This window comes from Grimontia kaedaensis (assembly GCF_023746615.1).
Lineage (GTDB): Bacteria > Pseudomonadota > Gammaproteobacteria > Enterobacterales > Vibrionaceae > Enterovibrio > Enterovibrio kaedaensis.
The window spans coordinates 1,876,730-1,889,954 of record NZ_CP082275.1; the positions used below are offsets into that span (position 1 = coordinate 1,876,730).

A 13,225-nucleotide genomic window follows, 5' to 3' on the forward strand; every position below is an offset into this window, starting at 1 on the left:
CATCATGATGATAGAGACTTCTGAAACCCACTCGTCTTTGGGCGATTATTTGAAAATACGTGAAAGCGATCTGCAATCCTTGCTTTTCGATATCGTCAGAAGTGCGGCTTTCAAAGCGATACTGCCATTGTATCAGCGAGGTTTAACCAACAGCGATATTGGCTACAAAGACAATAATGACATAGTCACTGCCGCCGATACGGAGATGCAGAGCCGTTTGATTGATGCGTTTTCTAGATATTGGCCAAACATCGGGGTACTAAGTGAAGAACAGCCTATAGAAATACAATGCACTGTTTTTAATGATAAAAAAAGGCCGTATTGGGTATTGGATCCGATTGATGGAACCAGCAATTTCGCCTTTGGCATACCGTATTTCTGCACATCTTTGGCGCTGATCTTCGAAGGAGAGATTCGCGTTGGTCTGGTTTACGATCCAATCAGAGATGAGTGTTTTTACGCTTCTCAGGGGAATGGCACTACACTTAATGGAGTAAAGCTGCCTGGTGTCGCCCAATTAAATCAGTCGGATAGCGAGACTGATTTTAAAAGCGCAATAGCTATGGTCGACTTCAAAAGGTTGCCACAAACACTGGCCGCAGAGCTTGCAGCTAAGCCGCCATATCGCTCACAACGAAGTTTCGGGGCGAGCGCGTTGGATTGGTGTTGGATAGCTGCAAATCGGTGCCAGCTTTATCTGCACGGAGAACAAAAGCTGTGGGATTACGCAGCAGGAAGTTTGATTCTGTCAGAAGCTGGCGGAATGTCATCGTCGTATGATGGCAGCAACGTGTTTAACCAATCCATGCAGGCAAGGTCGGTCATTGCCGCCACACAGCCAGCGCAGTTTGAGCAATGGCAACAACACATCAGCCAACATCTGTAACCGAATCGGCATCAGCCACACAAGTTAGGCCACAGCATCGGCTTTCGATAATTCACCAAAGCTAGAAGAACTCTGTTGGAACAGAATGATCCAATATGAGCGTCTTAGAGAATTGGTAATTATCTATTTTATGGTAAATAGATAATTACGTTCAATAGACTGAAATATTTGAAGAAAGTGGGTAATGACAGACAAAGGAGAGTCAGATTTGGCATAGCTACATATATTATTTAACATAATATACATAATGCGCACTTTAGGGATAAGATTTAACAACCCAAAATAGTCCCAGATTGAGCTTCAGTTTGTTCATATCTAATCATGGCTATCAGCTTTCTGTGTCACGCCTGATTGGCATCATACTGACAAAATAGAATCGGTGTTTCCTCAATTCTCTTTCTGTTTTCATAACGCCGCTAAATCCGATGACCGAAAAGCTGCTTTTGATTAAAGCTCGTGGCTATTGCCCAATGACCTTAACTGGGACAGTTTTAAGGTCAATGAAGACCGCGCGGTACTCGTGACCCCAGACGGCCGTGAATTTCATCCCTATGAGCTGGTGACGTTCCCCATATGGAAAGCTGAGTATTACGCGCTCAGGGAGAAATACGGGCGTATCTCATCGCCACCCATGCGGCCAGCCCGTGAGCCGTTAACCGTCTATCGTGGCCCCAAGCGCACAGCGCCCGCGCCTTGGGTGCCAACTCGGGACAAAATGAAGTAAAAAAAAGCCCGCTACTGCGGGCTTTCTAGTTTCACTTTATTATTATGTATCAACACCTATATATCCGCCATCATCGAATCTAGCTCTGAAATTTTCTTTATTACAGCCTGTCATCTTTTGGCAATAAATACATTGAGTATTATTTTTAAATAAAATGCTGGTATCAAATGAGCTGCTATCACTGAAAAAAATTGGTGACGGGAACCATTTTTTACAATGAGTACAGCATATGGATATCTCTTTTATTTTGGACATTTTTACTTACTCAAGTGTTTGCTTTAAACAGATTGAGTTTCTTCTAACTCAAACTTTGACATTGATTCTTTTTCGAACTTCAAAGCTTCCGTTCGACTACCTAGATACCTTGAAATCCCAGAAATGGACATAAATCCGCCAATTGGCTTTTCATGATAACCTAGAATTAACCCACCAAAGCAGTTGTGTGCTCTACATCCACTAATTAACGTATTATTATTTGTAACTAGGATATTTGAAGGACGTATAAGGACTTCAACACCATTTCTTAGAAATCGCCCTTTATTAATAATGACTTTATTAGGAGGCATGAATTCTATTTCAATGAGTATCTTTCTTGCTGCTTCCCTAACAGTTAACTTTTTCCCGACTAATTGAATATCCCACGGCTCTATTGAGTAAAGAAGCTGGTTGTTTTTTATATGGAGAATTGGAACGTTGCACTCATCAAAAACTACTAAGTTCAACAAAAGGTGGCCATCCGTTAATACGAGACCGATTAGAGGAGTTCCATCAACGCTAAGCGGAACCATTGCTGTACCATACCCATGATCTTCGCAGGTAAAACTGTTTCCTCCAACTACTATCTCAGCGGTTTTGCCCGCGAAATGCAGATTGTAGGGTTTTGACGCTCCTTTTCTCAGGTTGAAAGGGTCTGAATTTGCGTAGGCTACAACTTCTTTGGGTAATAACCCAGCTGTTTTCTCTCTGTGGTGTTGGTCGCAGAGCAAAGTTATTTCATCAGCCACATGGCGCTTCACTTCAGCCCACTCTTCCATGTGTTCGTATTCGTAAAGTGGCATTCCACATACAACACATCCAAAACCACATCTTTGTCTTACTTCTCGCTGAATTGGTAAGGGTATATTACGGCTAGTAAATTCAGTCTCAGTGCTCACATTTTAACCTTAAATCAACAATATGCGCACACATGATACCACTGTATCACCTATTGGACGCGGTAATACACGCAATGTTTATGAGTTAATTCAAAAGAAAAAAAGCCCGCGTTTACGGGCTTTCTCTTTTAACCTAGTGCCAACTAAATCAACTTTCTTTGCTTGCGAGCTTTAACGCCTTTTTTACCTACTGCGCTCAGTTTCTTGCGCATGGTGGCCGCAAACTTGCGGTCGTTTTTCCACTTACGCGCAGTAGCCTGACCGCCCTTTTTGCCCGCCTGTTTCACCTTGAGAGACTTGGTTGGCATGGCTACACCTCCAAGCCTTCAAGCTTGCGCAGGCGTTGCTCATGGTCAGAAAGCTTTTCTTTCATACAGCGCATATCGACTTTGAGCGCGACCACCGTTAACACGGACGACAGCAAGCCAGTCGCAGCCGATGCGCCGAGCACTGATAACAAATCCATATCAGCGCCCTTTCTTCTCGTTACGCAAGGTTTCCCACGCGCCAAGCGCCAAGGTGCCGAGCGTCGCCACGGTGCCGCCGAACTGTGGGTCACCGATATTCGGGATTGCCACGGTCAGCAACTCATTCACGCCACCTGCACTCAGTGCGGAGCTTGCCAGCAGTGCCAAGCCTTTGAACGTGCCCTTCAAACTTGCGCAGGCGTTGCTCATAGGCTGAAAGCCTTGAAATCGCATTGTCAGAAACCAAAACGCTATCTATCTCAATAACATGGCGTTTTCTCATCATGACGCAACGAGTATTGATTAATTGAACGATGTTCTATTCAAGCTTTCCCGTTTTAATACCCTGTTTTCACTATATTCACCGACTTTCTGGTTGAGTTAGCCTGTTAACGCTCAACAAACCAACAATAAAAAGGAAGGTAAATAATGTCGCCAATGTTAAAACGCGCACTCTGCGTCAGTTTAGTGTTAACCCCTGCTCTGCTCTCATCTACAACCGCTACAGCGACCGTCACGCAATTCGAAGGTCAAAATGATTGGGTGATGAATAAAGAAACCAGTGATGAACGATTTAAGGTGTTGCAGAAGCAAATGCGTGGCTTCGACATGACCATGTTCGAAACCGGTGCGCGCTTCAATACGTTCTACTTTGCGCTAAAAAATCAGAACTACGACATGGCAACCTATCAATGGAAGAAGATTAAGAAGACCATAGTGAACGGCACTGAGCGTCGTCCTGCGCGCAAAGCCAATGCTGATGCCATGTTCATCAACTCGCAATGGAAAATGATGCAGGCGGCCATTGATTCAAAAGATGATGCGAAGATTTGGGAAACATACGAAACCACTAAAGCGGTGTGTAATGCTTGCCATGTGGCTGAAAAGGTTCCTTTTGTAAAAGTGGTAGACCCTCAATATCCCATGATGCCTGTACAATAAACTCTGCCGAAGCACGTTGTTAAACGACGTGCTTCGTCATAGGGTTGTCTTATCGTTCAAGTGTCGTTCTCGTCCAAAATCAACGGCCACTTCATCATCAATCACAAACTCACCAAATAACATTTTTGTCATCGTTTCTGCCCCATTTACTGTTGTTACGTGCCCTTCCCTTTGCTATTGGGTTGTGATGGCGGCTATGTCACAACACGTCAAAGTACCAGTGCAGATGTGTTCGCTAACGACAGCATGCATGTCTGTGGGCTACCCTGACCTGACACTTCTAATGTGAACAATGAGCTATTCAATCGCGCGGGCTCTGATGTCTATACCCAAACAACCTGAAGTTGGTTGGGTATAGATGCTGCGCGGTTTTTGAATGATTGCAGAAACCAATCCTTCCTTTACGGTCTATTAGCTTCCTCCATCGTTACACATATTGTTACAGCTCTAAGGAATACATTAATGGAAACGCTAATCGAACACTGTATTATTGCAGCGGAATGTTTACATTCTCTTGGAGTAGTCTGGCTATCGGCCATGGATTAAGACAGGGACCGTTTTTGCAAGGAAGCCTTTATAAACAGCAATAAAAAGGCTTTACGATGAAGAAAATGACTATCGTATTGGTTGTCGCGTTATCCGCACCCACTTTTGCGTCTGATACGTCAGACGACACTTATCTTTTCGGCGGATACAAAGGCGGTGATCGTAGCGGTTTTACTCTGGGGGCTGGCTATCAACTCAGTGAAAGCTTAGGCTTCGAAGCCTCTTACGCCTATGGCGGTGATGAGAGTTTCTATGAGTTCGAAGGAAACAGGGTTACCTATCGAAACAAGGTTAATGTCACTTATCACTCCACACACTTTGATGCGGTATGGAGCAAGGAAATGTCTTCCTACTTCATCCCGTTTGCTAAAACGGGGATCGCTTACAACGTTGGAAAATCGGACATGACAAGCACCTTTAGTCCTGGACAAATGTCATCCAGTGACAGTGAGATTAGACCTCATTTGGGCTTAGGTGTTGAGATGCGTTTGCCTTCTGAAAGTAACGTATTTGTCAGGATGGAATACAACACCTATCTCATATCCAGCCCAGCCAGTGACAGTTGGTGGGGATTGAATCTGGGTTACCGCTTTAGCTAATACCTTCTGCTAAAAGCTTTATCATTAAAGTGTCTAAACTTAAGGCTCTTTAGGTTGGCTTGCTTTGTATTTCTATTGGTAATTTTAAAAAATAAAGCCCCCTTTCGGGGGCCTTTTCTTACGAGTTGTGTCTACTCAAACTTTAAATTTGTTTAACTCACTTTCCTGCTGACCAGCCAGATCCGAAATCGCGATACAAAGAGATTCCTGTTCTTTTGCCTGTTGTGAAAGTGTTTCGCTGATACCACGAATGTTATCCGTGTTTTGTTGGATATCGGTAGCGGTATCTCGTTGTCTGAACGAAGAGTTAGAGATCTCGGTGATCAAGTCGTTAATGCGGTAAATGTGGTTATGAATGTGAGTCAATGCGTCGTTTGCCCCAAGCACTTCTTCCTGTGTGCTTAATGCTGTATTGCGGCTTTGAATGATGACGCTTTCCGCTTCGCCAACACCAGCTTGAAGCTGGGCAATCATGTTTTTGATTTCTTCCGTTGAAGTTTGGGTGCGTGAAGCCAGTGCACGAACTTCATCGGCAACAACAGCAAAGCCTCGACCCATTTCGCCAGCACGAGCAGCTTCGATTGCAGCATTTAATGCCAGTAAGTTGGTTTGTTCAGCAATGTCGGTGATCACGGTGAGGATGGATTCAATGTTCGCGCTGTAGTTAGCCAGTTCGTTGACTTTGGATACTGCGGTTTCCATTTCGCCCATCAATACTTCAATAGACGCTTTGGTTTGCTCGACGGAATGTCCACCTTTGTTTGTGGCTTCGCTACTTTCTGCAACGGCTTCGGCAGCGTGGCGTGCCCGCTCAGCAACATCGTTAGAGATCTCCGTCATTTCCTGAATGGCATTGGAAACCAAGTTGATTTCATTGAGCTGATGGTCAGCGCCTTGAGCGGCACCTTTAGCGGTCGAAACAGTGAGGCTTACATTGTTGGAAACTTCATCTGAGGTAGTTTTGATACTTGTTACAAGTGTTTGAAGATACTTAATGAAACCATTGAATTCGTTAGAAACGCCACCAAACTCGTCGTTACTTTTGATGGTAAGACGTTTGGTGAGGTCGCCATCGCCACTGTTAATTTCTTCCAGACTTTGGCGCAGGTTATCAAGCGGTCTCAGCTGGCGCGAAATCAGCAAACTGAGTAAAAGTCCGATAAGAACGGCGCAACCTGCCGTGGTCGCTGCTGCGGTTAATCCAAAATTATCGCTGTGCGCCATGACAATGGATTTATCAAGCACAACACCTATCAACCAGTTACTGCCTCGCAGACCATCAAGTGGCTGAAATGCAGTGAAAGCACTACCGGTATCGACCTCAACTTCCTGAAAAGTATCATCCAGCATTGGTAATGTGCCTTTGAATAGCTCACTGAGTTTGAGTCCATTTAGCTCACCATTTGGGTGGCTGATGATGGTGCCGTCTGCACTCAACAAAAAGGCGTAACCGGCATTGTTGAAATTGAGGGTGTTAAGCGCTTCTGACACGGTTTTTAAGCTAAGATCCCCACCAAAAGCTCCTTTGGATTTGCCGTTATCATAAAGATTAGCAACAACGGAGATGAGAATTTCTTTGGTCGCGGCATCCGCGTATGGGTCGGTCAGCATCGCAGAATCGTTTTTCTTGGCAAAGGGATACCAAGGACGTTTCCGAGCATCCCAGCCTTCTGGATTCCAAGTTGGATCATTGGTGATGCGTTTCCCATCGGTGTCGAGCCCTCCAAATATCAGGATAAACTCGTCTTTAAGCATCGGAAGATCGAAGGTGCTTTGAATGGTTTCTGCACTGAAGTTGGCATTGATGTTTCCGGCCATCATATCGATGAGGGCGAGTTTACCGTTCAGCCAGTTGGTTATTTGCTCTCCCATGGCAGCAGTGGTTTCAAGGGTGTTTTGTTGTGAGCTGATCAGCTCTTCCTTTTTGACGCTCTGGTATTGAAACCAAGAAAGCGCCGAGAGTACTCCGATAACAACTGTTGTCGAAAGTAGAGCAACACGATAAGAGACTTTCATTTGCGATACCCGTCATTGATTAGGTGGATCAATTTTTCTTATATGTATCGCTTACTGAAGCAGACCCTTTAGTCTCAAGCTAGGACTTGTTAATGATTATTGTGTTATTTGTAAACATAATGAGTTGCCTCTGTCGGTATATTTTACACTTGGCATTTTTTCCTCGATCTTTCAGTGTATTGAACTTGAAGCATGACAAAGTAAATCGCCTGTTTTTATAGACTTTTCACCCTGACAGAGACCTTTACTCCGCGGTACTCTACTTGCTCTATTTCCTCAAACCCAATGCGGCCGTATAAACCTCCGTCTAGCTGTTCGGTTTGGAGGTGAAGTTTTTCAATACCCAAGTCTTTCGCCAAGCGCTCTAACTCACCAACCATCTGAGATGCGACCTTCTTGCCACGATGCGCTTTTTCTACATAGACGCCACCGACCCAATGTTCCTTGTCGGTGTAGATGCTCATTTCGTGATAACAGAGGTAGGAACAACCGAGGATTTCATCACCTTCAACGGCATAAATCATTAACGGGAGTTTATCTCGGTTCAGGTACTCACTGAGTTTGGATTGATTGCGCTCTAGCGTCGCTTCCGGGTTCAGGTGGCCCCACTCATTGAGAAACCACTGAGCAACGGTAGGAAGTGTTTCTGGCTTATCTGCCAGGAAGATGAATTTCATGATTTGGCCTTATCCACAAGGTTCTTGGTTTTTAACCAAGAATACAGACCATAGAAGATACCGCCTAATGGAAACGCCCAAAGCGAGAATGAGAGCGCTTCTATGAAGCCTTTACCGGTAAAAAGCGGTGTAATAGCAGCATAAAAAATCGCGGTGGGAATTCCCCATAACAACACCCCGTAAATCAGTATGTGTTTGGGCATCCCCACCGCGATTTTTTGTTCAAGTTTTTTAAGGTCTTCTGGATTCGTCACTGTCGGCTCGTATGCATGATAGTTAAGTCATGCTTTGTTTATGCCTCTCTGACTTTCTCCTGCAAAGTTGCTGCAATGATTGTTGCGAGTTCAGTCGCAGGCGTCTGGGTGCTATCGAGTTTGAGATCATATTTCAGGTGATGTGGTGATGTATAGAAACCATGCCTCACTTCATCTAACGTTCTATCTCCTCGGTCAAATGTGCGTCTCTCTAACTCTGGAAGATCGCAGACAAGACCAACGTATAAACGCTCATGGCTTTCGAAAGCCAGATCCATTTTCAGTGCACGCTCAGGCGTTGAAATCACAGCATCAAAAATGACCTTGTTACCCGCTTCCAGCAAGGCATTCACACAAGAAAATGCCCCGTTCATCAGGGTATTGGGATCAAGTGAACGCCAATCGTTTTCCTCATTGCAGCGCTTTAGCACTGACGGAGGAAGTGAATAGACCAATGTATCGATCGAAAAATAGAGCCAGTTTTCTGGAAGAAACTGCTCCTGGAGAGCTTTCGCCAGCGTGGTTTTACCCGCTCCAGAGGCTCCATCGAGAACGATTAAGTTTGGGCTCATAAAAAAAATTGCCTCTTTGTTGTTTTTGTTGGCGACATCATTCTTGTTCTGGCTTTCTGAGGGAAGTTTTAATGGTTTATCGGGCAGAAAAATGCGATCCATAAGCACTCTGTTTCAATGATGAGGCACACATTTTCAATGCAAAATCACTGTAAACTGAAGGGTCTTTGTAACTGACAGGCGGGCGGATTTCACGCGAAATGGATGTCGCTCGAATTACTTCACAGTTACCTTGTAGCCAATTCTCTCTGTACTAATGTTCTGGAAAATACTTATAAAAAGCCCGACTTATTGGGCAAGTACATCAATAACGTTAGTAGAATCATTAGGGAAATGACAATGGCTAGAGTTCTTATCATCGCCGGTGATTTCGTAGAAGATTATGAAATCATGGTGCCCTTCCAAGCGCTTCAAGTTCTGGGACACTCTGTTTCAGTGGTTTGCCCTGGAAAGTCTAAAGATGAAACCATCAAAACGGCTATCCATGATTTCGAAGGCGACCAAACTTACACAGAAAAACCTGGACATAATTTCACTCTGAACGCGGACTTCGATTCTGTATCAGAAATTTCGTTTGAGGGTTTGCTTCTTCCAGGTGGCCGCTCTCCGGAATACCTTCGATTGAACGAAGATGTGCTGAACCTGATCACTGCGTTCAACAACAAGAACAAACCGATTGCAGCCATCTGTCACGGCGCACAATTACTCACGGCATCCTACGTGGTTTCAAATCGCGCAATTTCTGCTTACCCCGCATGCGCTCCAGAAGTACGGTTAGCGGGCGGTGAATTTACAAACATTGCAATGGACGAAGCCATTACCGATGGCAATCTCGTTACCGCACCTGCATGGCCTGCACACCCTGCTTGGCTGAAACAATTCCACACTTTGCTCACTTTACAATAATAATGATCCATCATTAAGCCTCCCATTTGGGCGCTATCAGCGCCCTTTTTTTATTAAGCCGTCGTTCTTCTTTAAACCACATAATATGAGCATGATATGAGCTAGTTAGTACGAATAACTTGGTTTACTCAAAGTAAGTTATAGTGCATTAAAATATCGCAAACCCTCTATAACCATTGTTCCGTTTTGGCATTGGATGAATAAAAAACTTTAGGCGCAAAATCACTGAGTGAATCTGGAGTTAGCTGGGGCTTCGCTACCACAACATAACGTAACGGCCCGTTGAACGTCATTGCATTGAAGGGATAACAGGTCACGAGTGTGACGCGATCATCGTCCGTTTGCTCTATCCATTGTGTATCCGACTCGTGTGCGATGCTGACCTCTTCCACTTGGTAGTAAACCTGAGTGCCTGCACGGGTCTCAATGTTTATGGTATCCCCCGGGTTTAGCTCAGACAGCCCCGAGAAGTGAGTATCGTTGTGGCCATAGATAACCACATTTCCCCTCCTTCCCGGCAAGGCTGTTTGCATTTGTAATGTCGGTCCGAACGCCAGATTTCGCATGTTGGCCCCAGACAGCACCCACTGAGGTTTGTTGTTTTTGAGCGCAATCTTGGCGATGGGATAAGTATCAGCCCACGGCCAAGGGGATTCGTTTTCACCGGTTTCTTTTTGCTTCTCCCATGCATGGGAAATCATTAACTGGGCAAGTTGCGCTTTGGCTTTGATGTAAAGACCATTTGCCATGATGACACCTCCACACAGAAAACTGGCGACAAATACTAGCTGCCAAGCTTTCTGTGGAAAATAGCGTTGAATAACGTCCATATTTAGATTCCCCTTCGCTAGAAAACGTCACGCGAAGCACGGCTAAAGCGAATCCCTAGCGCACTGATTGCCAGCAACAGAGTACCCAGTAACATCATGAAGGTGCTTCCCAAACCACTCTGCAGCATTGCGACGTTGTTTTTGGGTGCATGTGGATTGATTTGATGCGGCTTTGCTTTCTCATCCAACGGTCGACTTGGATTGTTATCAACGGCGACCAGCGACGTATGCTTGGTGACAATGTGATGATTTAAACCTAGCTCTGTGATTCGGTTTTCTTTCTCATCTGCACTCAAGGTTTGATTAAGAGTGATACTTTCTGTTTGCTTCCGAGCCCAAAGCACATCGATACCCGTTGCAACCCCCGCTTGAATGGCTTCAAGGTCAATATCCAGCTGCCAGGGTGCGTCGCTTTGAATGCCTGTTAGCTGTAATGTGTTCGCGTTTTCGGGGATGGTAAACGCCAAATCTAAAGGCTGGGTTTTGTAGAGATCCGGTACTGGGTTTGGCCAAGCATCGACAGGCTCGCCGTTCTCCCATGTCACGGTGATGTCTTTCATTACTGGGCTGGACAGCTTTTCAAACAGTGGCTTTAGGGATGTAGAAACTTCGTTGAGGTTACTGATATGGGTGAAGCTTCCTTTCCCTAATACGGCGGCGCGCAGCATAAAAGCGCTGTTTGGCGCGGATCCAATCCCTACGGTAAACAGTCTTCGGTCTTTCAATCCTTTGCTGATTAAGCCATACAGCTCATCTTCATTTCCAATGGCACCGTCTGTCATAAAGACAATTTGGTTCAGGTAACCAGTCATTGGTTCAGACGCATAGGCCAACTCCAATGCTGTCGCCATTTCGGTGCCGCCATCTGCTTCAATGCCACGGACAATGCTGCTGACTAAACCGATATTTTTGAGGGTTGCTTGCACAGGCACGGACGAATAGCGGCGCGCTTCATGGTTAAAGATAATCAGGTTGAAGTAGTCGTCGGCTTCAAGACTGTGAAGCGCATAGATGACAGCTTCTTTTGCTTGCTCGATGGATTCACCGTACATAGAGCCGGAGATATCCAACACCAAAGTGATGTTTTGTGGGATGCTGTTGCTCTGTTTAGATTGCGGCGGCATCGCCATCAAAAGGCCGTATTTCTCGCCCTCTTTTTCCTGCACAAATAAGGCAGCTACCGGCATGCTGGCAGCTGCTGGTCGCCACTTGAGTACAAAATCCTTATTGGCGATTTCCATTTCGCTCAGTGTCACGGAATAGCGGCTCTCAGAGACCTTTTCTACATTGATAGAAGCTGTGGTGCTTTCGACAAAATCAATGGGCAAACCCATGTTGATGTCGGCTTCCAAGGTAAAAGCGATTTCGTCTTCCAGCAACGGATCACGATACTCCGGCGTGATTTCATTGGCATCCGGCACCTGACGCGTTGCCACCGCCCATCCGTTTTGCATTTCCTGTAACGGCGTTACCACTTCTTCAACGCGTTGGTCGCCTTCTTCTGCGAATGGGGCTTCTGTGTCACCTCTTGCCTGCAGTGCCGTCGAATCGGGCAGACCCGGAATATAGCGATGCGTGAAGGTGGTTGGGAAACGAAGGCTGAACTCGCCATCTTCATAGTGAACCGTCTCCTGATATTGGATATTCACCACAATGGTTTCACCAGGCGCAACATTGGCAATCTGCGTAGAGAACAAGTTAGCGCGGTGCTGTTCCACCAACGAGGTTTTTTTACCCTGCTCAGCGGCACGGTTGAACGTTTCCCTCGCTTGCTGTTTCTTTTGGATTTCACCTTCAATGATGCGCTCACCGATTTGAATCGTCAGATGATCAACCGCTGCATTCTGAGGTAGCGGAAACAGATAACGGGCGTTAATCCAATCGTCCGTGGGATTGGTAAAACGCTGTTCGACCTTCACGCGATTCACCAGACCGTTTATCACCATCTCTGCACTGGTAGAAAGCTGAGGCGCTGCCGTCCAGAGTTTGTCTTCGCTGTTTTGCGTTTGTATATACAAGCCGCCTTCTTCCTCACTGGCAAAGGCAATCGCAGGGAGGAACATGATGAAAAGCGCTGTCAGCAACCAATCTGCCAATGGCGCTTTGAATGAGACTTTGGAGATGTTCAGGGTGTACATTGCCACTTCCTTGACCTGTTGTTATTGACTGGCATTACACCAAATCAATCTGTCGGTTCTGGGTAGCAACTGAGGCCAATTCAGACCAATTGTGGCAAGATTATGGCAGCTCAACACCTATAAGTTATAGTGCATTATGAAGTTTGAAATAGTGCGTCTCTCTGGCATGTGGAGCGGCTCATCCAATGAAAATGAACGCTCCTTTCTGTCTCTTCTAGATTATGAAGTCAGGGAGGATTTGGACACCTTTGACTCGCACCAGCTCAACTATGTGTTGAGTGTGTGTGACCGACATGATTCGATGGCATCTGCGGGGCGTGAATTGTTCAATATCAGTCGCACGAAAAAGGTTCAGTCTAACGACTCAGCGAGGCTTCAAAAGTATCTGGCAAAGTTTGGGGTTTCTTGGAGGGACTTGAAGAAGAAATGAGCAATAAACTTCTTGTAACGTGATGAAATTCCGATGGTAAATTCAGAATAATGAATACTTACGCATGAACTATTTTACTTCCCT

At 45.5% G+C, this 13,225-nt stretch carries 16 protein-coding genes; 6 read left to right on the forward strand and 10 right to left on the reverse strand.

The window, feature by feature from the left end:
• The first annotated feature begins 4 nt into the window (after positions 1–4).
• Complete coding sequence (locus K6Q96_RS08595) at positions 5–886, forward strand: inositol monophosphatase family protein (protein ID WP_251879534.1); 882 nt, start codon at positions 5–7, stop codon at positions 884–886.
• 463 nt (positions 887–1,349) lie between these two features.
• Positions 1,350–1,610 carry a DUF3653 domain-containing protein gene (locus tag K6Q96_RS24920; protein WP_353621781.1) on the forward strand — a complete coding sequence of 87 codons (261 nt, stop codon included), beginning with the start codon at positions 1,350–1,352 and terminating at the stop codon, positions 1,608–1,610.
• A gap of 278 nt (positions 1,611–1,888) precedes the next feature.
• On the opposite strand, the gene K6Q96_RS08600 is transcribed toward K6Q96_RS24920, so the two are convergent.
• The 4 genes from K6Q96_RS08600 to K6Q96_RS08615 all read right to left on the reverse strand — a co-directional run bounded on the left by K6Q96_RS08600 (position 1,889) and on the right by K6Q96_RS08615 (position 3,441).
• The gene (locus tag K6Q96_RS08600) at positions 1,889–2,764 is read right to left on the reverse strand and encodes a hypothetical protein (RefSeq protein WP_251879536.1); all 876 of its coding nucleotides are present in this window, start codon (positions 2,762–2,764) and stop codon (positions 1,889–1,891) included.
• A gap of 143 nt (positions 2,765–2,907) precedes the next feature.
• A complete protein-coding gene (locus tag K6Q96_RS08605; protein ID WP_251874996.1) occupies positions 2,908–3,072 on the reverse strand; it encodes a hypothetical protein in 165 nt (54 codons plus the stop codon).
• A 2-nt stretch (positions 3,073–3,074) separates the two neighbouring features.
• Positions 3,075–3,230, reverse strand: a complete 156-nt coding sequence (locus K6Q96_RS08610; RefSeq protein ID WP_251874998.1) for a hypothetical protein — start codon at positions 3,228–3,230, stop codon at positions 3,075–3,077.
• A gap of 1 nt (position 3,231) precedes the next feature.
• Entirely contained in the window at positions 3,232–3,441 is a 210-nt protein-coding gene (locus tag K6Q96_RS08615; RefSeq protein ID WP_251875000.1) for a hypothetical protein, read from the reverse strand.
• Positions 3,442–3,660: 219 nt separating this feature from the next.
• On the opposite strand from K6Q96_RS08615, the gene K6Q96_RS08620 reads away from it, so the two are divergent.
• On the forward strand, positions 3,661–4,173 hold the full coding sequence (locus K6Q96_RS08620; protein WP_002537117.1) for a hypothetical protein: 513 nt from the start codon (positions 3,661–3,663) through the stop codon (positions 4,171–4,173).
• Between the two features lie 602 nt (positions 4,174–4,775).
• A complete protein-coding gene (locus K6Q96_RS08625; RefSeq protein WP_251875002.1) occupies positions 4,776–5,318 on the forward strand; it encodes a porin family protein in 543 nt (180 codons plus the stop codon).
• A 135-nt stretch (positions 5,319–5,453) separates the two neighbouring features.
• Here K6Q96_RS08625 and K6Q96_RS08630 read toward each other — a convergent pair whose 3' ends face one another.
• The 4 genes from K6Q96_RS08630 to K6Q96_RS08645 all read right to left on the reverse strand — a co-directional run bounded on the left by K6Q96_RS08630 (position 5,454) and on the right by K6Q96_RS08645 (position 8,939).
• The gene (locus K6Q96_RS08630) at positions 5,454–7,334 is read right to left on the reverse strand and encodes a methyl-accepting chemotaxis protein (RefSeq protein WP_251875004.1); all 1,881 of its coding nucleotides are present in this window, start codon (positions 7,332–7,334) and stop codon (positions 5,454–5,456) included.
• 215 nt (positions 7,335–7,549) lie between these two features.
• A complete protein-coding gene (locus K6Q96_RS08635) occupies positions 7,550–8,011 on the reverse strand; it encodes a GNAT family N-acetyltransferase (protein WP_251875006.1) in 462 nt (153 codons plus the stop codon).
• The gene (locus K6Q96_RS08640; protein WP_251875008.1) at positions 8,008–8,265 is read right to left on the reverse strand and encodes a hypothetical protein; all 258 of its coding nucleotides are present in this window, start codon (positions 8,263–8,265) and stop codon (positions 8,008–8,010) included. The genes K6Q96_RS08635 and K6Q96_RS08640 overlap by 4 nt, the downstream gene beginning before the upstream one ends.
• A 38-nt stretch (positions 8,266–8,303) precedes the next feature.
• A complete protein-coding gene (locus K6Q96_RS08645; protein ID WP_251875011.1) occupies positions 8,304–8,939 on the reverse strand; it encodes a phosphotransferase-like protein in 636 nt (211 codons plus the stop codon).
• Between the two features lie 237 nt (positions 8,940–9,176).
• Here K6Q96_RS08645 and K6Q96_RS08650 point away from each other — a divergent pair, with 237 nt between their 5' ends.
• A complete protein-coding gene (locus K6Q96_RS08650; protein ID WP_251875013.1) occupies positions 9,177–9,743 on the forward strand; it encodes a DJ-1/PfpI family protein in 567 nt (188 codons plus the stop codon).
• A 167-nt stretch (positions 9,744–9,910) separates the two neighbouring features.
• On the opposite strand, the gene K6Q96_RS08655 is transcribed toward K6Q96_RS08650, so the two are convergent.
• Both K6Q96_RS08655 and K6Q96_RS08660 read right to left on the reverse strand, forming a co-directional pair.
• Positions 9,911–10,573 (reverse strand): class GN sortase, encoded by a 663-nt coding sequence (locus K6Q96_RS08655; RefSeq protein WP_251875016.1) that lies wholly within the window; start codon positions 10,571–10,573, stop codon positions 9,911–9,913.
• A gap of 17 nt (positions 10,574–10,590) precedes the next feature.
• Positions 10,591–12,711: a marine proteobacterial sortase target protein gene (locus K6Q96_RS08660; RefSeq protein WP_251875018.1), complete on the reverse strand. Its 2,121-nt coding sequence runs from the start codon at positions 12,709–12,711 to the stop codon at positions 10,591–10,593.
• Positions 12,712–12,877: 166 nt separating this feature from the next.
• Here K6Q96_RS08660 and K6Q96_RS25035 point away from each other — a divergent pair, with 166 nt between their 5' ends.
• A complete protein-coding gene (locus K6Q96_RS25035) occupies positions 12,878–13,141 on the forward strand; it encodes a hypothetical protein (RefSeq protein ID WP_491899753.1) in 264 nt (87 codons plus the stop codon).
• The last annotated feature ends 84 nt before the right edge of the window (positions 13,142–13,225 follow it).